Origin of the sequence: Paraburkholderia sp. D15, from assembly GCF_029910215.1 — a bacterium.
In the GTDB taxonomy this organism is placed as follows: domain Bacteria; phylum Pseudomonadota; class Gammaproteobacteria; order Burkholderiales; family Burkholderiaceae; genus Paraburkholderia.
The window spans coordinates 2,886,413-2,909,559 of record NZ_CP110395.1; the positions used below are offsets into that span (position 1 = coordinate 2,886,413).

Consider the following 23,147-nt stretch of genomic DNA (forward strand, 5'->3'; position numbering starts at 1 on the left):
TCGCTCAAACGTCGCCCGCCAATACCTGCGCGATATGCAGCACGCGCGTGGTTGAGTCGCCGGTGCGCCGCAGGCGCCCTTCTATATTGAGCATGCAGCCGAGGTCGCCGAGCACCACGGTACCGGCGCCGCTCGCGCCGATGTTCGCGCATTTTTCGTCGACGATCGCGGTGGAAATATTGCCGTACTTGACCGCGAACGTGCCGCCGAAGCCGCAGCAATGCTCGCAGTCCTTCATCTCGGTGACGGCCACGCCGACCTGTTTGAGCAAGGCGCGCGGCTGGGCCTTGACGCCAAGTTCACGCAGACCGGAACAGGAATCGTGATAGGTGACCTCGCCGGCGAATTCGCCCGGCTTCAGCTCGACTTTCGCGACGTTGACGAGGAAATCGGTGAGCTCGAACACCTTGGCCCGCAGCCGGCCGAAGCGATTCATCATTTCCGGATCGTCGCCGAAAAGATCGCCGTAATGCGCGCGGATCATGCCGCCACAGGACCCGGAGGGGACGACCACGTAATCGAACTGCTCGAATTCGCGCAGCGTTTTCTCAGCCAGATCGCGCGCGAGACGCCGGTCGCCCGGGTTGTAAGCCGGTTGGCCGCAGCAGGTTTGCGCGGGCGGCACGATCACTTCGTAGCCGGCGTTTTCGATCAGCTTGATCGCCGAAAAACCGATTTCGGGCCGCATCAGGTCGATCAGACAGGTGACGAACAATCCGACTCGCATGAGCCCTCCTCCGGAAAAACGTCCCTGATTATCCGACGTTTTGCGCACAATACCAACGGCTAGAAGCCATCGGACGAGTTGCGCATAAAATTGGAATAGGTTTTCCAACCGCGTTCGCTTTTTTCACCATACGAGATACAATCAGTTTCCGCTGTTTGACGCGTCAACTGATTTCTTCCCATGAGCGACACGAACCCGGATCCCAAAACTTCGATCCAGGTGATCGAACGTATGATGCGCTTGCTCGACGCCCTCGCCGCGCATAGCGACCCGGTCAGCCTGAAAGAACTCGCTATCCGCACGGAACTCCATCCGTCCACCGCGCACCGCATCCTGAACGACATGGTGATGTGCCGGCTGGTCGACCGCTCGGACCCAGGCACGTACCGCCTCGGCATGCGGCTGCTCGAACTCGGCAATCTGGTGAAGGCGCGTCTGTCGGTGCGCGACGCGGCGCTCACGCCGATGCGCGAACTGCATCGCCAGACCGGGCAAACGGTCAATCTGTCGGTGCGTCAGGGCGATGAGATCGTCTACATCGAACGTGCGTATTCGGAACGCTCGGGCATGCAGGTGGTGCGGGCGATCGGCGGACGGGCGCCGCTGCATCTGACCTCGGTGGGCAAACTCTTTCTCGCCGCCGACGAATCCACCCGCGTGCGGGCCTACGCGACGCGCACCGGCCTGTCGGGTCACACGCAGAACAGCATTACCGATCTCACGAAGCTGGAGCGCGAACTGTCGATCGTGCGTGCGCAAGCCTGTGCGCGCGACAACGAGGAACTGGAACTCGGTGTGCGCTGCATCGCCGCCGGCATTTACGACGACACCGGCAAGCTGGTCGCGGGTCTGTCGCTGTCGGCACCGGCGGACCGCCTGCAGGATTCGTGGCTCGGGCAGTTGAGCCAGACCGCGCTGATGATTTCGACGTCGCTCGGCTATCGCCCGCAGTTGACGCAGGATCATTCGCATAACCATCACGCGTGAACGGCATGGGGCTTTAGTCGAACTCGATCGAGTCCTTGCCCGTCCGGTCGTGCCGCCGTCCGGCAAGCCGCAACCGCCAAAACAAAAAGCCTCGCGACATATGCATGTCGCGAGGCTTTTTCAATGGCGCGGCCGGATCAGGAAACCCGGCCTCCGTCGACCCTATCAGGTCCCCGCGCCGCCGGCATCCGCGCTGGTGATACGCGCCTGATCGCCACCGTTGTCCAGCCACGTGCGCAGACGCGTCGCATCCGCGAACCGCGAATACTTACCCGACGAGTCGAGCAGCACCATGATCATCGGACGGCCATGAATGGTCGCCTGCATCACCAGGCACTCGCCCGCTTCGTTGATGAAGCCGGTCTTCTGCAGACCGATGTCCCACGTCGGATTACGCACCAGCGCATTCGTGCTGTTGTATGCCAGCGAGCGCTTGCCGGTGTACACCTCGTAGCTGTGATCCGTCGAGAACTTGCGGATCAGCGGATACTGGTACGCCGCGTTGACCATCTTCACGAGATCGCGCGCGCTCGACACGTTCTGGCTCGTCAAACCCGTCGGGTTCTCGAAGTGCGTGTCGGTCATGCCGAGTTGCTTCGCCTTCGCGTTCATCGCCGCGAGGAAGGCCGGACGGCCGCCCGGGAAATAGCGCGACAGCGCGGCCGCGGCACGGTTTTCCGACGCCATCAGCGCGATGTGCAGCATGTCTTCACGCGACAGCACCGAGCCCACCGACAGACGCGAGCCCGTGTTCTTCTCGTAATCGCGGTCTTCGTCGGTGACTTCGATCTGATCGGTCATCGGCTCTTTCGAATCGAGCACGACCATCGAGGTCATCAGCTTGGTGATCGACGCGATCGGCACCACGGCGCGCGAGTTCTTGTCGAACAGCGATTCGCCCGAGTTCTGATCGATCACGTACGCGACGCTCGAACGCAGCATCAGCGCGTCCGGCGTTTCGTGCAGGCCGAATGCCTGGCCGACGGTCGGCTGACGCGGTTCGTACGCGACGCGGCGCACCACCGTGTGGCGGCGGCCGTTCATCGTATACGTCACGCGCTTGCGTTTGACGCCGGCGCGCGGCGCGTCGTCAGCGGCGGCCACGGCTTTGACGGCCGCGCCCTTGCTGGCCTTGGCCGACTTGCTCGCGACCTTGGCGGTCGCGGCAGCGGGCTTCTTGCCGGCTTTTGCGTGTTTGGTGGTTTTTGCAGGTGCTGCGGGCGTGGCGGCAAAAGCGCTCACGGGCGTGGCGAACGCCGCCGCGATGACCATGGAGGCGGCCACCGACAGAGCGGTGCTGCGGGCCGCGCCGTGGATCACTTTTAGCGACGAAAACATGTCGGTTTTCATGGGTGTTCGGTAGGGAGCGGCGAGAGGTTTCCGCAAGTGTAGTAAAACAACGAAAAATTAGCAATTTGAAGCACTTATACGCGCTCCTTAAACCGGCTTGTAAGCTCCGATCGCAAAAACACAAATAAGTGCCGCCGGTCGATCGAAAAAATCGATCGCGACCGCTCATCGCCTCGTCGTTGCCGTCACACGCCCGAATCGAGATGATTCTTTCAGCATAACGGCAAAATCGAGACAACCTTGATCAGGGGAAATACGGTCAGAGCACGGATGGGCCACGCATCGCCCGTGCCATGAGACGTCGCCGGGGCTCGACGCGGCGTTGTTAAACGCCTGCTGGAAACCGCCGACGCGCATTCGACTCGCATAGCGCATTAACGTTCCATGACAGTTTCCGGTTTACATCGAATGGATCGGGCGCCATTTTTTGATATGCCGGGTATTACCGCCTCGCAGCATTCGCGTCGGCGCGCGGTCAAAACATCTCATGATATCGGTAACAAATGCGGATTTTCCGCGCACCAGCACGGTGCGCCGGTTAATTCGACTTGCGTCATACGCGCGTCATGCCGAGTGCATAACGTATTGTTTTATCAGCAATTTCTTAATATTGTGCGACGCACAAAAAGCGCTTGACATTCATCGCAGTCATCCTAAAATAGGAACCATTGCTGCGATGCACCATACATCGCGGTCCGGGGGGACGAGCTTCAAGGCGTCTCGCCACTTACCCAAAGCGGTCCGCACAGACAGACCGCAACCCAGGAGCGTAAACCATGACTCTGCTGACCCCTGAGCAATTCGCTGCAGCCCAGAAAGCCAACTTTGAAACGCTGTTCGGCCTGACGACCAAGGCATTCGAAGGCGTCGAAAAGCTGGTTGAGCTGAACCTGCAAGTCGTGAAGTCGACGATCGCGGAAAGCCAGGAAAATGCCCAACGCGCACTGTCCGTGAAGGACGCGCAGGAACTGCTGGCCCTGCAAGCGAGCCTCGCGCAACCGGTCGCCGAAAAGGCGCTGTCGTACGGCCGTCACGTATATGAAATCGTCTCGGCAACGCAAGGTGAATTCACCCGCGTCGCTGAAGCGCAGTTCGAAGAACAGAATCGCAAGGTGCAGTCGCTCGTCGAAAACGTGGCGAAGAACGCACCGGCTGGTTCGGAAACCGCCGTCGCCGTGATCAAGTCGGCAATCACCGCCGCGAACACGACGTACGAAACGGTTCACAAGGCAACCAAGCAAGCCGTCGAAATCGCCGAAAGCAACTTCAACGCGGCAGCAACGGCTGCTTCGAAGGCTGCTTCGCAAGCCGCCGCGCAAGCATCGCGCTCGGCCAAGAAGGCTGTCTAAGTTTCAGCAGCAGGCAGGATCGGCAGCACAATGCGCCGGCATCGCTTAACGGTGGTGCCGGCGTTTTCGCAAGCAACAGCGTCGCGCCGTTGCCGCCCAAACGGCGCGAACAGGCCGGACGCTCCGATACGTTGAATGGCGTATCGTTTGCCCGGCGTAGCGCCGGGATTTTTTTATCCGCGCGCTGATGCGTTTTGCTTGGCCGGATTTCTCGGCCGACACACGAATTCGATGGTTGCGGAATATGCGCTCGAAAGAAAAACGGCGCGCCCTTTTCGGGGCGCGCCGTTTTTTATTGGCTCGCGCAGTCGCGAACCTGCTTGCGTCATGCAGGCAGGTTGCGCGCTCTTACTTCTTTTTCTGCGGCGGCAGGTCGGTACAGACGCCTTCGTACAACTCGGCGGCCATGCCGATCGATTCGCCGAGCGTCGGATGCGGATGGATCGTCTTGCCGATATCCGTTGCGTCCGCACCCATTTCGATCGCGAGACAGACTTCGCTGATCAGGTCGCCCGCATTCAGACCGACGATCCCGCCGCCGATCACGCGATGCGTTTCCTCGTCGAACAGCAGCTTCGTGAAGCCTTCGTCGCGGCCGTTGGCGATCGCGCGGCCCGATGCGGCCCACGGGAACACCGCCTTGCCGAACTTGATGCCGGCGGCCTTCAACTGGTCTTCCGTCTTGCCGGCCCACGCCACTTCCGGATCGGTGTACGCCACCGACGGAATCTGCAGCGCGTCGAAGTAAGCCTTCTCGCCATGCGCGACTTCCGCGGCGACGTGGCCTTCGTGCACGGCCTTGTGCGCGAGCATCGGCTGACCGACGATGTCGCCGATCGCGAAGATGTGCGGCACGTTGGTGCGCATCTGCTTGTCGACGTCGATGAAGCCACGCTCGGTCACCGCGACGCCGGCCTTATCCGCACCGATCTTCTTGCCGTTCGGCGTACGGCCGACGGCGACCAGCACGAGGTCGTAGCGTTGCGCTTCGGCCGGCGCCTTTTCGCCTTCGAACGACACGTAGATGCCGTCGTCCTTCGCTTCGGCCGCGGTGGTTTTGGTCTTCAGCATGACGTTGGCGAAACGCTTGCTGTTGTACTTTTCCCAGACCTTGACCAGATCGCGATCCGCGCCGGCCATCAGACCGTCGAGCATTTCGACGACGTCGATCTTCGCGCCGAGCGTCGCGTACACCGTGGCCATTTCCAGGCCGATGATGCCGCCGCCGATCACGAGCATGCGTTGCGGGATCTGACGCAGTTCGAGCGCGCCGGTCGAGTCGACCACGCGCGGGTCTTCCGGAATGAACGGCAGCTTCACCGCTTCCGAGCCTGCGGCGATGATGGCCTGCTTGAACTTGACGACTTTCTTGCCGCCTTCGGTCTGCACTTCCATGTGGTTCGGATCGACGAACGAGCCCGTACCGGTGACGACTTCGACCTTACGCGCCTTGGCCATGCCGGCGAGACCGCCGGTGAGCTTCTTGACGACGCTGGACTTGAAGTCACGCAGTTTGTCGAGATCGATCTGCGGCTTGCCGAACGTGATGCCGTGCGAGCCGAGCGCTTCGGCTTCGTCGATGACGAGCGCGGTATGCAGCAGCGCCTTCGACGGAATGCAGCCGACGTTCAGACACACGCCGCCGAGCGTCGAATAGCGTTCGACGAGCACGGTCTTCATGCCGAGGTCGGCCGAGCGGAACGCGGCGGAGTAGCCGCCGGGGCCCGAACCGAGCACGAGCATGTCGCATTCGATATCGGCGCTACCGGAGAAGCTACCTGCTTGCGGCGCGGACGCGGCGGCCTTGGGCGCGGCGGCGGGAGCAGCCGCTTGCGGCTTCGCTTCAGCCGGTGCCTTGACCGGTTCGCTGGCAGGTGCCTTGGGGGCATCTTTAGCGGCCGGTGCATCGGCGGCGGATTCGACTAGCGCGATGACGGTACCTTGCGAGACTTTGTCACCGGCTTTGACGCGAACTTCCTTGACAGTGCCGGCGATGTCGCTGGGCACTTCGATGGAGGCCTTATCGGACTCGAGGGTCATGAGAGCTTGTTCGTTCTCGATGACGTCGCCCGGTTTGATGTTGACTTCAATGACATCGACGTCCTTGAAGTCACCGATATCCGGCACTTTTACTTCGACGAGACTCATGGTGTCCCCTTCTCGTATTGATCGATGATGAAGAAAGAACCTGAAAAAGCAGCCTAAAAGCAGCCCCAAAGCTGGCAGCGCGACGGACAGAATCATCCTTTGCCGTCCGCCCAAGGACGCGCCTTTCTTTTGCCTACTTTTCTTTGGAAGACAAAGAAAAGTAGGTGCCGCCCCGCACAGGGGCGACGCTAATAGACCACTAACAAATCAGGTTCTACAGAGAGCCGCGAGATAACAGAAAAAAAAACCCCGCGCCCCCGCCCATCAAAAGATCACAGAATCACACGCCGAAAATCGGCAAGAATCGCACCCAGATAAGCATTAAACCGAGCCGCCGCAGCCCCATCAATCACCCGATGGTCATACGACAACGACAACGGCAACGTCAACCGCGGCACGAACTGCTTCCCATCCCAAACCGGCTTCATCGCGCCGCGCGACAGCCCCAGAATGGCGACTTCAGGCGCATTGATAATCGGCGTGAAGTTGGTGCCGCCAATCCCGCCCAGCGACGAAATCGAGAAGCACCCACCTTGCATCTGATCCGGCTTCAGCTTGCCGTCACGAGCCAGCTTGGACAGTTCAGCCATTTCCTTCGCGATCTCGATAAGACCTTTCTTGTCCGCATCGCGAATCACAGGAACGACCAACCCATTCGGCGTATCGGCAGCAAACCCGATATGGAAGTACTGCTTGAACACCAGGTTATCGCCGTCGAGGCTGGCATTGAACGTCGGGAACTGCTTCAACGCGGAAACCACCGCCTTGATCACGAACGCCAGCATCGTGACCTTCACGCCGGACTTCTCGTTTTCCTTGTTCAACTGCACGCGCAGCGCTTCGAGATCGGTGATATCCGCTTCGTCGTTATTGGTGACGTGCGGAATCATGACCCAGTTGCGATGCAGGTTCGCGCCCGATATCTTCTTGATGCGCGACAACGGCTTCGCATCGACCGGACCGAACTTGGTGAAATCGACCTTCGGCCACGGCAGCAGATTCAGCTCGCCGCCGCCTGCGGCCGCCGGCGCCGCGGCACCGGCCGGCGCGGCACGCTGGCCGCTCATCACGCCCTTGACGAACGCGGTCACGTCGGCCTGGGTAATACGGCCCTTCGGACCCGTACCCGGCACCTGCGCGACGTCGACCCCGAGTTCGCGCGCGAACTTGCGTACCGACGGCGACGCGTGGCTCGCCTGACGCGCACCACCCTCGCCTGCCTGAATCACCGGCGCCTGAGCGAGCGCCGACGGCTGCGCGGGCGCGGGCGACGGCGTGGCCGGTGCGTCGGACGGCTTCTCGGCGGCCTGCTTCGGCGCGGGCGCCGGAGCCGGAGCAGCGGCGCCGCCTTCGGCTTCCACCACCACGATCACCGAGCCTTCCGACACGTTGTCGCCGACCTTGACCTTCACTTCCTTGACGACGCCGGCGACGGAGCTCGGCACGTCCATGGTCGCCTTGTCCGATTCGAGCGTGACCAGCGACTGTTCCTTCTCGACGCGGTCGCCGACCTTCACCGACACTTCGATCACCGGAATGTCTTTGTAGTCGCCGATATCGGGAACCTTCACGTCCTGCAGACCGCCGCCGCTCGCGGCGGGCGCCGCGGCAGGGGCCGGTGCCGGCGCGGGCGCCGCGGCAGGAGCCGGTGCGGGCGCTGCCGCCGGTGCGGGCGCCGGAGCCGGCGCAGCCGCGCCGCCTTCAGCCGCTTCCAGCACGACGATCAGCACGCCTTCCGACACGTTGTCGCCGACCTTGACCTTCACTTCCTTGACGACGCCGGCGGCCGAGCTCGGCACGTCCATGGTCGCCTTGTCGGATTCCAGCGTAACGAGCGACTGCTCTTTCTCGACGGTATCACCCGCCTTCACCAGCACCTCGATCACAGGAATGTCCTTGTAATCGCCGATGTCCGGCACCTTGACTTCGATCGCTTGACTCATTGTTAGTGTCTCCTGGGCCGCGCACGCGGCCCGCCCCTGCCGATCAGGAGCGGGCGCGCACGCCGTGGCACACGGGGAATGATGCCTTAGACGGTCATCGGGTTGGGTTTGGCGGGATCAAGGTTGTACTTCTTGAGCGCCTCGGCGACGACCTTGCGTTCGATCGTGCCTTCATCTGCCAGTGCATTCAACGCGGCAACCGTGACCCAGTAGCGGTCGACTTCGAAGAAGTGACGCAGCTTCTCGCGGGTGTCCGAACGGCCATAGCCGTCCGTGCCCAGCACGACGAATTTCTGCGGCACGAACGCGCGGATCTGTTCGGTCAGCGCGCGCACGTAGTCGGTCGATGCGATGACCGGACCTTGCGCGTCCTTCAGCAGCTTCTCGACGTGCGAGAGCTTCTTCTCTTCGGTCGGGTGCAGCAGGTTCCAGCGCTGCACTTCGTGGCCTTCGCGCGCCAGCTCGGTGAAGCTCGGCACGCTCCAGAGGTCGGCAGCGACGCCCCAGTCGTTCTTCAGCAGGTCGGCGGCGGCGATCACTTCGTTGAAGATCGTGCCCGCGCCCAGCAGTTGCACGCGCGGCGCCTTCTTGTCGGCCTCTGCCTTGCGGAACGCGTACATGCCCTTGATGATGTCGGCCGCTACGGCATCGCCCTGCGGAATCGCCGGGTGCTCGTAGTTTTCGTTCATCACCGTGATGTAGTAGTACACGTCTTCCTGATCCGCGACCATGCGGCGCAGACCGTCCTGCATGATGACGGCGAGTTCGTAACCGAACGTCGGGTCGTAGCTGATGCAGTTCGGCACCGAAGCCGCCCACAGCAGCGAGTGACCGTCTTCGTGCTGCAGGCCTTCGCCGTTCAGCGTCGTACGGCCGGCCGTGCCGCCCAGCAGGAAGCCGCGCGAACGCATGTCGCCCGCGGCCCAGCACAGGTCGCCGATACGCTGGAAGCCGAACATCGAGTAGAAGATGTAGAACGGGATCATCGTCTCGCCGTGCGTCGAGTACGACGTCGCGGCGGCGATCCAGTCGGCCATGCCGCCGGCTTCGTTGATGCCTTCCTGCAGGATCTGGCCGCTTTCCGATTCGCGGTAGAACATCAGCTGGTCGGAATCTTCCGGCACGTACTTCTGGCCGTCCTGATTCCAGATACCGATCTGACGGAACAGACCTTCCATGCCGAAGGTACGCGATTCGTCCGGCACGATCGGCACGATACGCTTGCCGAGCGCCTTGTCTTTCAGCAGGATGTTCAGGATCCGCACGAACGCCATCGTCGTGGAGATCTCGCGGCCTTCGCCCGTGCCCTTGAGCAGCGGCTCGAATGCCGTCAGTGCCGGCACCGGCAGCGACTCGGCCTTCTGACGGCGCGCCGGCAGATAGCCGCCGAGGTCCTGGCGGCGAGCACGCATGTACTCGAGTTCCTTCGAACCTTCCTCGAACTTCAGGTACGGCACGTCGACGATTTCTTCGTCGGTGATCGGCAGACGGAACTGGTCGCGGAAATTCTTCAGCTGCTCCACCTGCATCTTCTTCTGCTGGTGGGTGATGTTCATCGCCTGGCCGGCTTCGCCCATGCCGTAGCCCTTGATCGTCTTCGCGAGGATGACGGTCGGCTGGCCCTGCGAATTCGACGCTTCCGTGAACGCAGCGTAGATCTTGTGCGGATCGTGGCCGCCGCGGTTCAGATTCCAGATGTCGTCGTCGGACCAGTCGGCGACCAGCGCCTTCAGTTCCGGCGTATTGAAGAAGTGCTCGCGCACGAACGCGCCCGACTCCGACTTGTACGTCTGGTATTCGCCGTCGACGACTTCCATCATGCGGCGCATCAGCGCGCCCGACTTGTCGCGCTGGAACAGTGCGTCCCAGCGGCTGCCCCAGATCACCTTGACGACGTTCCAGCCGGCGCCGCGGAATTCGCTTTCGAGTTCCTGGATGATCTTGCCGTTACCGCGCACCGGGCCGTCCAGGCGCTGCAGGTTACAGTTGATCACGAACACCAGGTTGTCCAGGCGTTCGCGGCCGGCCATGCCGATCGCGCCGAGCGATTCCGGCTCGTCCGTTTCGCCGTCGCCGAGGAAGGCCCAGACCTTGCGGCCGTCGGTCTTCGCGATGCCGCGCGCCTGCATGTACTTCATGAAGCGCGCCTGGTAGATCGCCATGATCGGGCCGAGGCCCATCGACACGGTCGGGAACTGCCAGAAGTCCGGCATCAGCCACGGGTGCGGATACGACGAGATGCCCTCGCCGCCCACTTCCTGACGGAAGTTGTCGAGTTGCTTTTCGGTCAGACGGCCGAGCAGGAACGCGCGCGAGTAGACGCCCGGCGACGAGTGGCCCTGCACGAACACGAGATCGCCGCCATGTTCGGCGGACGGTGCGTGCCAGAAATGGTTGTAGCCGACGTCATACAGCGTGGCTGCCGACGCGAACGACGCGATGTGGCCGCCGACGTTGGTTTCCTTGCCGGCGCGCAGCACCATCGCCATTGCGTTCCAGCGGGTGTACGAACGGATACGGTGCTCGAGATCCTGGTCGCCCGGGTTCTTCGCCTGGCGCGCGACCGGAATCGTATTGATGTACGGGGTGTTAGCGGAGAACGGCAGATGTTCGCCATGCACGCGGGCGAATTCGATCTGTTTCTCGATCAGATAGTGGGCGCGATCGGGGCCCACAGCAGAAATCACGCCATCCAGCGCTTCCAGCCATTCGCCGGTTTCCTGGGGATCGTCGTCTTTTTCGGCGGCGACATATTTCATGACTTCGTCGGGTACAGCGGACATGCTCGTCTCCTGGATATAGAGGAACGCTCTTTGAACAGACGACGCGGACGAGGCACGGCCGCGGCAGCTTCGGCCGATTGTAAAAGGGGTCCCGACGTCCGCGCAACAAAATTTTCGAATTGCGAGATCAATTCTCATAATGCGGAAAATTGCTGCGGCGCAACCTGGATTGACTGCCGTTCGACGGATACGCCGGCTAGTTTGCGCCCGTTAACATGACTTTCAGCGCTTTTTTGCGCCATTTGCTAGCGAGCTGCTGCGCTACAATGCGACGCATGTTGACCGAACGGCTTTTCGCTCGCTCGGCGCGTAACGCCGGTTCCCCGGCCGATTCGACGCCGTCCTCCCGCTGGCACCATGGACCATGGTGGTCGAATTCCTATTTGCTGACGCCGCTGCTGTCGATCCTGGTGTTCCTGGTCGTCATGAGCCTGATTCTGTGGAGCCTGAACCGGCGCGAACAGCAACAGCAGGAAGACACGCTTTACCGTAACGTCGCGTGGGCGCAGCAGCAGATCCGCCTGTCCATGACCGGCGCGCAGGAACAGATTCAGGCGCTGGCGCGCGATCTGGTCGCCGGCCATGCCGATCCGCATTCGTTCCAGGTGTCCACCACGGACATCATGCAGGGGCATCCCGAGATCCTCTACATGAACTGGTACACGAGCCAGCAGCAGCCGCGCTGGCCGAATACCGCGCTGCCCGTGTTCGGCCAGCGGCTCGCCAAACCGAACGACGCGCAAATGGACGAGGCGGTCAAGGCCGCCTTCGCGGAAGCGCGCAGCACGCGCCGCCAGGTGTATTCGCCGCTGATCTACGACGACGTCGGCAACGGTTACATCACGCTGCAGACGCCGGTGTTCCGCGATCGTGACTTCCTCGGCACGATCGCCGCGGTGTTCTCGGTGGAAGGCATCCTGAAGCACGACATTCCGCCCGAACTGTCGGCCAAATACAAAATCTCGATCATCGACGTGAACAACCGCGAGTTGACCACCACGTCGACCCGCCCGCGCCTGCCGCGCGACATGTTCTACGACCTGCCGCTCGATCCGCCGGGCCAGGGCGTCTCGGTCCGCGTGTACGCGTTCCCGCAGATGACCAACTTCACCAACAACACGCTCGTCTGGCTGGTGGCCGGTCTGTCGTGCTTCGTGCTGTGGAGTCTGTGGAGTCTGTGGAAGCACACGCGGCAGCGCTTCGAGGCGCAGCAGGCGCTGTATGCCGAAGCCTTCTTCCGCCGCGCGATGGAAAACTCGGTGCTGATCGGCATGCGCGTGCTCGACATGCACGGCCGCATCACCCACGTGAATCCGGCGTTCTGCCGGATGACCGGCTGGGACGAAAGCGACCTGGTCGGCAAGAACGCGCCGTTCGCCTACTGGCCGCGCGACTCCTATCCCGAGATGCAGCGTCAGCTCGACATGACGCTGCGCGGCAAGGCGCCGTCCTCGGGCTTCGAGCTGCGGGTGCGCCGCAAGGACGGCTCGCTGTTCCATGCGCGTCTCTATGTGTCGCCGCTGATCGACAGCTCGGGCCGCCAGACCGGCTGGATGTCGTCGATGACGGACATCACCGAGCCGAAACGCGCGCGCGAGGAACTCGCCGCCGCGCACGAGCGCTTCACCACCGTCCTCGAAAGCCTCGACGCGGCCGTGTCCGTGCTCGCCGCCGACGAAGCCGAACTGCTGTTCGCGAACCGCTATTACCGCCATCTGTTCGGCATTCGTCCGGACGGTCATCTGGAACTGGCGGGCGGCGGCTTCGACAGCTCGCAGGCCTCGTCCGATTCGATCGATATGGTGGACACCTACGCGGGCCTGCCCGCCGCCGCGCTGACCGAAAGCACCGCGGACGCGCAGGAAATCTACGTGCAGAGCATCCAGAAATGGTTCGAAGTGCGCCGTCAGTACATTCAGTGGGTGGACGGCCACCTCGCGCAGATGCAGATCGCGACCGACATCACCACGCGCAAGCAGGCGCAGGAACTGTCGCGTCAACAGGACGAGAAACTGCAATTCACCAGCCGCCTGATGACGATGGGAGAAATGGCCTCGTCGCTCGCGCACGAGCTGAATCAGCCGCTCGCCGCGATCAATAACTATTGCTCCGGAACCGTGGCGCTGGTTAAATCCGGTCGAACCACGCCCGACAATCTGCTGCCGGTGCTCGAAAAGACCGCTCAGCAGGCGGTGCGCGCGGGCATGATCATCAAGCGGATTCGCGAGTTCGTGAAGCGCAGCGAGCCGAAGCGGCAGGCCACGCGCGTCGCGGATATCGTCGCGGACGCGGTCGGGCTGGCCGAGATCGAGGTGCGCAAGCGGCGCATTCGCATCGTCACCGATCTGCGCTCGCGTTTGCCGGTGATTTACGTCGACCCGGTGCTGATCGAGCAGGTGCTGGTCAACCTGCTGAAGAACGGCGCCGAGGCGATGGCCGAAGCGCGGCCGAACGCGGTCGATCCGGTAATCCGCGTGGTCGTGCGGCTGGAGAGCGGGTTTGTCTGCATCAGCGTCGTCGACCAGGGTCCGGGCGTCGACGAAGCGACAGCCGAGCGGCTGTTCGAACCGTTTTACAGCACCAAGTCCGATGGCATGGGCATGGGGCTGAACATTTGCCGTTCGATTATCGAATCGCACCGCGGTCGTCTGTGGGTGGTGAACAACGTCGAAGCCGACGGCCACATCACGGGCGCCACGTTCCATTGCAGTCTGCCTATTGGAGAGCCTGACGGCCCGAGCAACGGCGGGTCCGAGGCGCCGACACCACAAACCGTTACGGGAGAGCTATGAACAGCCCAGTCACCACACAGGAAACCGTCTTTGTCGTCGACGACGACGAGGCCGTACGAGATTCGCTGCGCTGGCTGCTGGAGGCGAACGGCTATCGCGTGCAATGCTTCTCCAGCGCCGAGCAGTTCATCGACGCGTGGCAGCCGCATCAGCACCCGGGCCAGATCGCCTGTCTGATTCTCGATGTGCGGATGTCCGGCATGAGCGGACTGGAGTTGCAGGAACGCCTGATCGCCGACAACGCGTCGCTGCCGATCATCTTCGTGACGGGCCACGGCGATGTGCCGATGGCGGTGTCGACGATGAAAAAAGGCGCGATGGATTTCATCGAAAAACCGTTCGACGAAGCCGAACTGCGCAAGCTGGTCGAACGCATGCTCGACAAGGCGCGTAGCGAAAGCAGCAGCGTGCAGCAGCAGCGCGCCGCCGCGGAGCGTCTGGGCAAGCTGACCGCGCGCGAGCATCAGGTGCTGGAGCGCATCATCGCCGGCCGCCTGAACAAGCAGATCGCCGACGACCTCGGCATCAGCATCAAGACGGTCGAAGCGCACCGCGCGAACATCATGGAAAAACTGAACGTCAACACGGTCGCCGACCTGCTGCGACTGGCGCTGTCGAACAAGCCGCAACCGGCGCAGTAAACGGAGCGGAGTCGGCGTTCGCTGGTTCGACGCCGATCCGCGCAGCAGTAGATCACCGGGACACGGCCGGACCGGCGCTAACGCGGTTCGGCTTGCAACGCCCGCTTTTCGGCCCATCTTGCGGGCCCCTGTGTTCGGTCCATGTTCCTGGCCGCCGCTTTTCGACTCCCGCATTTCGGCTTTTGTTTTCGGCCTTTGCTTCCCGGCCTTCTTTTAGGCCTTCTTCCAGGCCTTCCTCCCGGCCCACCTCCCCCGGCCGCCACGCATTCCGCATCGCCTTCAGTCTCTCCCGCGCCACCGGCGCCTCGCCGTTCGCGACCCGCAATCCCTACCTGCCGCGTCATGCTTGCCCGGTATAATGTCCGACTTTGCAGCGGCGCCTATCCCCGATTCGCGCGGTGCGCTTTTCACGCGGCGACCCGCGCCCGCTGAAATGCGCCATCGCGTGGTGCGCTCCCTCACCCGCGCCCTGCTCCGCTTTCCAAACAGCCCATCTCGACCCGACCATGACAGCCAAACTGATCGACGGCCTCGCCCTTTCCCAGACCTTGCGCGCCGACGTCGCCGCGCGCGCTGCCGCGCTGACCGCCCGCGGCCATCAGCCGGGTCTCGCCGTGGTGCTGGTCGGCGAAAACCCGGCCAGCGAGGTGTATGTGCGCAACAAGGTCAAGGCCTGTCACGACAACGGCCTCGGCTCCTCGTTCGACCGTTATCCGTCCGACCTGCCGGAAGAAGAGCTGCTTGCGCGCATCGACGAACTGAACCGCGATCCGCGCATCCACGGGATTCTGGTGCAACTGCCGCTGCCGCCGCACATCGACAGCCACAAGGTGATCGAGGCCATCGCACCGGAGAAGGACGTGGACGGCTTCCACGTCGCCAATGCCGGCGCGTTGATGACCGGGCGCCCGCTGTTCCGTCCGTGCACGCCGTACGGCGTGATGAAAATGCTCGCTGCTTACGAGATCCCGCTGCAAGGCGCGAACGCGGTGGTGATCGGCCGCTCGAACATCGTCGGCAAGCCGATGGCGCTGCTGCTGCTCGAAGCCGGCGCAACCGTCACGATCTGCCACAGCAAGACGCGCGATCTGGCCGCCCACACCCGTCACGCTGATGTCGTGGTCGCCGCCACCGGCCTGCGCAACATCCTGACCGCCGACATGGTGAAGCCGGGTGCGGCGGTGATCGACGTCGGCATGAATCGCGACGAGGCCGGCAAGCTGTGCGGCGACGTCGACTTCGCGGGCGTCAAGGAAGTGGCCGGCTACATCACGCCGGTGCCGGGCGGCGTCGGTCCGATGACCATCACGATGCTGCTGGTCAATACGATCGAAGCGGCCGAGCGCGAAGCGAACGCGGCGAACGCTTAAGGCTGGCGCCAGAGCCGGACCGGGGCCTGGGCGCGCACGGAATGCGCGCCCACCCTGCACGCGGCGCACGTGGCCGGCCGCAACGCGGCGGCAAGCGCGGCGACAAGCGCACCGGCGCGCGACATCTGATACTTTGTGGTTCGACGGATTGGAATCGGCGCGTCCTGCCCCAATAATGTCCATACCGGTCGTTGATTGAGGCGCGCGAGGCACGCGACGCATGCGATACGTAGGGCCCGCGTCCCGAACGCTCGCGCTACCGCCAGATGCCGCGTCCATTCATCGCGACGCCCGTCACGTCACCGACTACCCGTTCACCCGCGTCAGACAGGAAGCCTTATGTCCACTACCTCTTCGCATCACGACAATCCGCTCCTCGATTTCTCCGACCTGCCGCGCTTTGGCGACATCCGCCCTGAACACGTCACACCTGCGCTCGACGTGCTGCTCGCCGACGCGAGCGCCGCCGTCGAGCGCGCCGCGCTGCCGGCCGCGCCCGCGTCGTGGGCTGACGTGGTCGAACCGGTCGAGCGCGCCACCGAACCGCTGGCGCGCGCCTGGGGCGTGGTCGGCCATCTGAACGCAGTCGCCGACACGCCGGAGCTGCGTGCCGTGTACGGCGAGAATCTGCCGCGCGTCACCGAGTTCTGGTCGAGCGTCGGCCAGAACCTCGCGCTCTACGAAAAATACAAGACCTTGCATGCGAGCGGCGACTTCGCGTCGCTGACCGGCGAGCGCCAGAAGATCCTCGGCAATGCGCTGCGCGATTTTCGTCTGTCCGGCGCCGAGTTGCCGGAAGACCAGAAGCCGCATTTCGCCGAGTTGCAGGAACGCCAGGCCGCGCTGTCGAAAGCATTTTCGGATCATGTGCTCGACGCGACCAACGCGTATGCCTATCTGGTCGACGAAGGCGCCACCGATCAACTGGCCGGCCTGCCGGAAGACGTGATCGAAGCCGCCCGCGAAGCCGCCGAACGCGACGGCAAGACCGGCTACAAATTCACGCTGCATTTCCCTTCGTATTTCCCGGTGATGCAGTACTCGGAAAACCGCGCGATGCGCGAAACGATGTACCGCGCATACGTCACGCGCGCGTCGGAACTCGGTCCGCAATACGGCGGCGGCAAGGCCGAATGGGACAACACGGCGGTGCTCGCCGATCAGTTGAAGCTGCGCGCCGAAGAAGCGCACATGCTCGGCTACCACAACTTCGCGGAAGTCTCGCTCGCGCCGAAGATGGCCGAGTCGCCCGCGCAGGTGATGAGCTTCCTCGAAGACCTCGCCACGCGCGCGCGTCCGCATGCCGAGCAGGACTGGAAGGAGCTGCGCGAATTCGCCGCCACCGAACTCGGCATGAGCGAATTGCAGCCTTGGGACATGACGTTCGCCGCCGAGCGTCTGCGTCAGAACCGTTATTCGTTCTCCGAGAACGAGGTCAAGCAGTACTTCCCGGAAGACGCGGCGCTCAAGGGTCTGTTCAAGGTTACGGAGACGCTGTTCGGCGTGCGCATCCGTCGCGACGAAGCGACCGTGTGGCATCCGGACGTGCGTTTTTTCCGCGTCGAGAATCAGGACGGCGGCCTCGTCGCGCAGTTCTACCTCGATCTGTATGCACGCGAAGGCAAACGCGGCGGCGCCTGGATGGACGACGCGCGCGGCCGTCACAAGCTCGCGCACGGTGCGTTGCAGACGCCGGTCGCGTATCTGACCTGCAACTTCTCGGCACCGGTCGGCGGCAAGCCCGCCTGCTTCACGCACGACGAAGTGATCACGCTGTTCCATGAGTTCGGCCACGGGTTGCATCACATGCTCACGCGCGTCGACGAACTCGGCGTGTCGGGCATCAACGGCGTGGAGTGGGACGCGGTCGAACTGCCGTCGCAGTTCATGGAGAACTTCTGCTGGGAGTGGGACGTGATGAGCGACATGACCTCGCACGTCGATACGGCCAGGCCGCTGCCGCGCGATCTGTTCGACAAGATGCTCGCCGCGAAGAACTTCCAGAGTGGTCTGGGCACGTTGCGCCAGATCGTGTTCTCGATGTTCGACATGCAACTGCATACCGGTTTCGACGCGTCCGGCACGAAGAACGCCACCGAACTCGCGAGCGAAATCAACGAGCGCTTCCACGTGGTGCCGCAGGCCGCGTTCTCGCGTTGGCCGAACACGTTCAGCCATATTTTCGCGGGCGGTTACGCGGCCGGTTACTACAGCTACAAGTGGGCCGAAGTGCTGTCCGCCGATGCGTACGCCGCGTTCGAGGAAGCCGCGCAGGCGGCGAGCGGCAGCGTGCTCGATCAGACCACCGGCATGCGGTATCGCAAGGAGATTCTGGAAGTGGGCGGCAGCCGCCCGGCGATGGAATCGTTCAAGGCGTTCCGCGGCCGCGAGCCGAATATCGATGCACTGCTGCGGCATAGCGGCATGGCGCCCGGCGCCGCGCATTGAGTGTTTCGAGTGCACTGAGTGCTATGCCCGGTCGCCCGGGCAGTTGAAAAAAAAAAACGGTGATCTGCTTTCGCACATCACCGTTTTTTTCGCCGGTACGCCGACGCTGTCAAACCCCGCATCAAGTCCGATGCAGCTTGAAATCCACCTGCGCCGGCCGCCCGTCGAGCGATAACGTGGCGCGCGCCGCCGGCGCCCGGCTCACCACTTTGCCGCGGCTCACCACCGCGAGCCGCGCGGCACGCAAACGGATCGCTTCGACCGGATCGCGCGCATCGAGCACCACCAGATTCGCCGCGCAGCCCGGCGCGATGCCGTAGCCTTCCAGACCCAGGATGCGTGCGGCGTTCACCGTCACCGCGTCGAAGCATTGATGCATACCTTCGACGCCCGTCATCTGCGCGACATGCAGGCCCATGTGCGCGACTTCGAGCATGTCGCCCGAGCCGAGGCTGTACCACGGGTCCATCACGCAATCGTGGCCGAACGCGACCGTGATGCCCGCGGCCATCATCTCCGGTACGCGGGTCATGCCGCGCCGTTTCGGATACGTGTCGCTGCGGCCTTGCAGCGTGATGTTGATCAGCGGATTCGCGATCGCCGCGACGCCGGACTCGCGCATCAGCGGCAGGAGTTTGCTGACGTAGTAGTTGTCCATCGAATGCATCGACGTCAGATGCGAGCCGGTCACGCGGCCGTGCAGGCCGAGCCGGTGCGTTTCGGCGGCGAGCGTTTCGATGTGCCGCGACAGCGGGTCGTCCGATTCGTCGCAATGCATGTCGACGCGCAGGCCCTGCTCCGCCGCGAACTCGCACAATAGCCGCACCGATTGCGCGCCGTCGGCCATCGTGCGTTCGAAATGCGGGATGCCGCCGACCACGTCGACGCCCATCGCAATTGCCCGCTTCAGGTTCTCGAATGCGCCGGAGCTGCGCAGTACGCCGTCCTGCGGAAACGCGACCAGTTGCAGGTCGAGATACGGCGCGACGCGGCGCTTCACTTCGAGCAGCGCCTCGACGGCCAGCAGACGGGGATCGCAGACATCGACGTGACTGCGGATGGCCAGCAGCCCACGCGCGACGGCCCAGTCGCAATACTGCAGCGCGCGTTCGATCAACGCTTCCTGCGTGAGGTCCGGCTTCAGTTCGCCCCACAGCGCGATGCCTTCGAGCAAGGTGCCCGATGCGTTCACGCGCGGCAAACCGTAGGACAGCGTCGCGTCCATGTGGAAATGCGGGTCGACGAAGGGCGGCGTGACGAGCGAGCCGGCGGCGTCGATTTCCTCGTTCGCGCGCGCGGCCAGATTCGGCTCGACGGCGACGATGCGACCCGCGTCGATACCGATGTCGACCGGTTGACGATGCTGCGGCGTGACGCCCGGCGGCAGCGTCGCGCGGCGAATGATCAAGTCCATGTAGCGCTCTCCCCTTGCAACGTTTTCGCGGCGGTGTGGTTGCCGAGTGTGTCGTGATCCGGTTGGCGATGGGTTATCGACCGGTTGGCGACCGGTTGGCGACCGGTTATCGATCGCTACGATTTTATCGGCGTCAGAAACCCCGTGCCGATGTTTTATCCACTTGCCGTACCGGCGTGCGGCGCGCAAGGCGTACCGGCGGCCCACGCCGCGCGCCGCCTATACTCGGCGAACCAGACGGCGCTCGCGACGCGCGAGCACGCGAAGCCGTCATCTACTCTACTCGCGGGAGCGCTTCATGAAGACGATCGGTGTGATTGGCGGGATGAGTTGGGAATCGTCCGCCGAGTACTACAAGCTGTTGAACCGGTACGCGAAGGCGCGTCTGGGTGGCCATCACAATGCGCGCAGTCTGCTGCTCACGGTCGACTTCGCCGACGTCGAAGCGCTGCAACGCGCGGGCGCTTGGGATGCGCTCGGCGAACAGATGGCCGATGCCGCGCGCCGCCTCGAACGCGGCGGCGCCGACGTGGTGATGCTCGCGACGAACACGATGCATCGCGTGTACGAAGCGATCGAGCAGGCGATCGACGTGCCGTTCCTGCACATCGCCGATCCGACCGGTCAAGCGTTACGCGCGGCGGGCGTCGAACGGGTCGGGTTGTTGGGCACGCGATATACGATGGAGCAGACGTTTTACACGGGACGTCTGCGCGAGCGTCATGATCTGGAGACGCTCGTGCCGGACGAAGCCGAACGCGCGGATGTGCATCGGATCATTTACGACGAACTGTGTCATGGGAACGTGCGCGACGAATCGCGTGCCGTGTACCAGAGGGTGATCGAAGGGCTCGCCGCGCGTGGCGCGCAAGCGGTGATTCTTGGGTGTACGGAGATTACGCTGTTGATCAAGCCGGAGGATTCGGCGTTGCCGGTGTTCGATACGACCGCGTTGCATGCGCAGGCGGCGGTGGAGTGGGCGATTGATTCCGAGTAGCGGATGATGGACGACGCTCGTCCGCTTCGGGGTGGAATTAAGGAAGCCCGCTGGCTGACGCCAGCGGGCTTCCTGTTTTCCAACTTCGGGAGTTTAATCAGGCACGTTACCCGGCGCGCACAGGTTCATCGATTTCATGGCAACGGCGCCCCTGAGATTCTCTCGGGGAATGAGAGAGAAAGCTTGCCAATCTGATTCGTCGACGAACACAGTGCCAGTTTGACAACGCATATGCGCTTGTCTGCGTCCTGCTTCACATCGCGCGCCGTCGATGGCGCAGCGTTGCCACTGCGGGATGACACCCGCAGGTTGAGCCGCCCCGCCCTCAGCCTTCGTGTACGCTCGCACGTCGCGCGTTGCGATTGCCATGTACATGAAGTTCATATCGGCCGACACGGGCATCGCTGATTGCGCGTCCTGATACCGGTCGCGCAATTCGACGACGTAGTGCCCGCAGGCTGCCGCTATGGCAAGAATCGCCAGCGACGCCGACCCCGCGAGAATACGAAACCACGTCACGAATCCTTTGCGCGTGAACGCGTAGCCGAGTAACAGAAATGCGAGGGTGCATCCCGCCACGGAAAGGACGGCGACGCCGAAAGCGCGGTTCTCGCATTCGTATCCACAACGCGGCGCGAATGCAAGAAGCAGAGCCGCGACGGGTATGCCGGTCGTGAAACCCGCTACGCCGAACAAAGCGAGCGACGCAAGTCTTCTCACCGAATCTCCCAGAAAAGTATCTGCCTGGCGTTACGCAGATCCGAAAATCCGAACGAATAACCGGCAAAGAACGAATTCATACCAAACATCCGCCCGATTGTTGCGATCGAACCTATTGGTCCGCTTATCGTTAGCCGCGATCCATTCCATAAGTCGATGTGACCGCCACTTGCGCTACCGGCATCTTCGCCTTCACGGCGCCAGTAATGCGAAAATAGAAGAATACCTGTGCGCCCCTTGACCTTCGGCTGCCAGTCGGGACCAGTTATGTCTTCAGCGACCGGCAAACCGGCGAACGGACGAAGATTGAGCCACTGCCCCAGCTCATCAGCTCTCGTTGCAGTTGGTTTTCCGTCAAGCAGGATACGGCCGATGGACTCCTGCCCAGAAGCCGGACGCACCAACCGGGACGAAAAAGATTTCATGCCGATTCCAACACGATGGAACATTATGCTCATGCGGATTGCACACTGATCCTTGTAGTCCGGGTTGTCATAAGGGTTTCCGCGTGGGTAACTAGCCCAAAATTCGCCAAACTTGACAACCTTCAGAGCAACTTCCTTTATCGAATCGGGCGTGTTGTTTGTGCGAACCACAATTTTTCTATTCGGCATGGTTCCAATCCTTATGGCTCAATGCTTCATCGCCCCAGTAGACCGTGTAGGTTGTGTCACTGTCGGTACAGATACGTGGTAATAATCCATGCGCATCGACGCGTCCGCTAAAAAAAGAATCTGAAGATGCTTCGATAAAGTAGGGATAGCCAACGACAGCCGCCGCACTTGCGACAGCTTGAACCTGCTCGTCGTAGCCAATCGTGGGCAATATGTCGGACGATGCGACAGCAACCACACCGCCTGTCAAAACGGCCACTTCTTCGGCCGTGAAAACCATTCGCATGTTGCGCTCGGCATGAAAGACCGGCGGTGGCTCGCAACCACAAATGTTGATGTCGCCACTTAATGCCCATTGTTGGCCATTCGGCCCTGTGCCTGGCCAGCGCGGACCCGTGGGCGCAATGAAACCTTCCCGTTCGCAAGCCCCGCACCAGGTCTTCATGTATAGCGTTGCAATGTTCACTCGCGGCAACGGGTCCGCGCATGTGACGCAAGCCAGTCCCTCCGTGATCACGGCATCGCCGCCGCGGTCGCCAACGCCAAGAAAAGAGCGAATCATGCGAACTCTTCCGCCCGTAACACGTCGCAGGTCGCGCTCTCGTAATGTACTTTTTTCGACACGTCAGATGTCTCCCTTTAAGTTTCGAAACTGACTTAGAAAGCCGTTAATTCACAGCCAACGGCGGCGTCATAGCCAGCTCGAAATCCTCAATGAAAGCAGCAAGCGGTAGATATCAGACAGAGACTAAAAAGAGCGCGAGTTTTGCGGATCGCATACTTAGTTGCGCCCCCGAGTGCGTCGTCGAAAACAAACGACAGGACACGAGATGCGCCTACGCTGCCGAGTGAGCGCTTGATAAA

16 protein-coding genes are annotated in these 23,147 nt (G+C 62.6%); 7 read left to right on the forward strand and 9 right to left on the reverse strand.

Going from position 1 to position 23,147, the window contains the following annotated elements; genetic code table 11:
- Nucleotides 1-4: 4 nt before the first annotated feature.
- Entirely contained in the window at nucleotides 5-727 is a 723-nt protein-coding gene (locus LFL96_RS12405; protein ID WP_280995537.1) for a (Fe-S)-binding protein, read from the reverse strand.
- A gap of 180 nt (nucleotides 728-907) precedes the next feature.
- On the opposite strand from LFL96_RS12405, the gene LFL96_RS12410 reads away from it, so the two are divergent.
- On the forward strand, nucleotides 908-1,714 hold the full coding sequence (locus LFL96_RS12410; protein WP_280995538.1) for an IclR family transcriptional regulator: 807 nt from the start codon (nucleotides 908-910) through the stop codon (nucleotides 1,712-1,714).
- Nucleotides 1,715-1,879: 165 nt separating this feature from the next.
- Here the strand turns inward: LFL96_RS12410 and pbpG are convergent, their stop codons facing one another.
- The gene (gene pbpG / locus LFL96_RS12415; RefSeq protein WP_280995539.1) at nucleotides 1,880-3,064 is read right to left on the reverse strand and encodes a D-alanyl-D-alanine endopeptidase; all 1,185 of its coding nucleotides are present in this window, start codon (nucleotides 3,062-3,064) and stop codon (nucleotides 1,880-1,882) included.
- Nucleotides 3,065-3,840: 776 nt separating this feature from the next.
- On the opposite strand from pbpG, the gene LFL96_RS12420 reads away from it, so the two are divergent.
- On the forward strand, nucleotides 3,841-4,413 hold the full coding sequence (locus LFL96_RS12420) for a phasin family protein (RefSeq protein ID WP_280995540.1): 573 nt from the start codon (nucleotides 3,841-3,843) through the stop codon (nucleotides 4,411-4,413).
- Between the two features lie 348 nt (nucleotides 4,414-4,761).
- On the opposite strand, the gene lpdA is transcribed toward LFL96_RS12420, so the two are convergent.
- The 3 genes from lpdA to aceE all read right to left on the reverse strand — a co-directional run bounded on the left by lpdA (nucleotide 4,762) and on the right by aceE (nucleotide 11,287).
- Nucleotides 4,762-6,561 (reverse strand): dihydrolipoyl dehydrogenase, encoded by a 1,800-nt coding sequence (gene lpdA / locus LFL96_RS12425; RefSeq protein ID WP_280995541.1) that lies wholly within the window; start codon nucleotides 6,559-6,561, stop codon nucleotides 4,762-4,764.
- 272 nt (nucleotides 6,562-6,833) lie between these two features.
- Nucleotides 6,834-8,504, reverse strand: coding sequence for a dihydrolipoyllysine-residue acetyltransferase (gene aceF / locus LFL96_RS12430; RefSeq protein ID WP_280995542.1), 1,671 nt, complete (start codon nucleotides 8,502-8,504; stop codon nucleotides 6,834-6,836).
- 86 nt (nucleotides 8,505-8,590) lie between these two features.
- The gene (gene aceE / locus LFL96_RS12435) at nucleotides 8,591-11,287 is read right to left on the reverse strand and encodes a pyruvate dehydrogenase (acetyl-transferring), homodimeric type (protein WP_280995543.1); all 2,697 of its coding nucleotides are present in this window, start codon (nucleotides 11,285-11,287) and stop codon (nucleotides 8,591-8,593) included.
- A 275-nt stretch (nucleotides 11,288-11,562) separates the two neighbouring features.
- Between aceE and fixL the strand changes: the two genes are divergently transcribed.
- From fixL to LFL96_RS12455, 4 genes are all read left to right on the forward strand, one after another.
- The gene (fixL, locus tag LFL96_RS12440; RefSeq protein WP_280995544.1) at nucleotides 11,563-14,079 is read left to right on the forward strand and encodes an oxygen sensor histidine kinase FixL; all 2,517 of its coding nucleotides are present in this window, start codon (nucleotides 11,563-11,565) and stop codon (nucleotides 14,077-14,079) included.
- Nucleotides 14,076-14,720, forward strand: coding sequence for an oxygen response regulator transcription factor FixJ (gene fixJ, locus LFL96_RS12445; protein ID WP_233830921.1), 645 nt, complete (start codon nucleotides 14,076-14,078; stop codon nucleotides 14,718-14,720). Before fixL ends, fixJ begins: the two co-directional genes overlap by 4 nt.
- A 506-nt stretch (nucleotides 14,721-15,226) precedes the next feature.
- On the forward strand, nucleotides 15,227-16,090 hold the full coding sequence (gene folD / locus LFL96_RS12450; RefSeq protein ID WP_280995545.1) for a bifunctional methylenetetrahydrofolate dehydrogenase/methenyltetrahydrofolate cyclohydrolase FolD: 864 nt from the start codon (nucleotides 15,227-15,229) through the stop codon (nucleotides 16,088-16,090).
- A gap of 339 nt (nucleotides 16,091-16,429) precedes the next feature.
- A complete protein-coding gene (locus LFL96_RS12455) occupies nucleotides 16,430-18,538 on the forward strand; it encodes a M3 family metallopeptidase (RefSeq protein WP_280995546.1) in 2,109 nt (702 codons plus the stop codon).
- 121 nt (nucleotides 18,539-18,659) lie between these two features.
- On the opposite strand, the gene LFL96_RS12460 is transcribed toward LFL96_RS12455, so the two are convergent.
- Nucleotides 18,660-19,952: an amidohydrolase family protein gene (locus LFL96_RS12460; protein ID WP_280995547.1), complete on the reverse strand. Its 1,293-nt coding sequence runs from the start codon at nucleotides 19,950-19,952 to the stop codon at nucleotides 18,660-18,662.
- A gap of 298 nt (nucleotides 19,953-20,250) precedes the next feature.
- Between LFL96_RS12460 and LFL96_RS12465 the strand changes: the two genes are divergently transcribed.
- Nucleotides 20,251-20,949, forward strand: a complete 699-nt coding sequence (locus tag LFL96_RS12465; RefSeq protein WP_280995548.1) for an aspartate/glutamate racemase family protein — start codon at nucleotides 20,251-20,253, stop codon at nucleotides 20,947-20,949.
- Between the two features lie 93 nt (nucleotides 20,950-21,042).
- On the opposite strand, the gene LFL96_RS12470 is transcribed toward LFL96_RS12465, so the two are convergent.
- The 3 genes from LFL96_RS12470 to LFL96_RS12480 are packed head-to-tail and all read right to left on the reverse strand — an operon-like array spanning nucleotide 21,043 to nucleotide 22,845.
- Nucleotides 21,043-21,669, reverse strand: coding sequence for a hypothetical protein (locus LFL96_RS12470; protein ID WP_280995549.1), 627 nt, complete (start codon nucleotides 21,667-21,669; stop codon nucleotides 21,043-21,045).
- On the reverse strand, nucleotides 21,666-22,283 hold the full coding sequence (locus LFL96_RS12475) for a type VI secretion system amidase effector protein Tae4 (RefSeq protein WP_280995550.1): 618 nt from the start codon (nucleotides 22,281-22,283) through the stop codon (nucleotides 21,666-21,668). The genes LFL96_RS12470 and LFL96_RS12475 overlap by 4 nt, the downstream gene beginning before the upstream one ends.
- Nucleotides 22,273-22,845: a hypothetical protein gene (locus LFL96_RS12480; protein ID WP_280995551.1), complete on the reverse strand. Its 573-nt coding sequence runs from the start codon at nucleotides 22,843-22,845 to the stop codon at nucleotides 22,273-22,275. The genes LFL96_RS12475 and LFL96_RS12480 overlap by 11 nt, the downstream gene beginning before the upstream one ends.
- Nucleotides 22,846-23,147 lie beyond the last annotated feature (302 nt).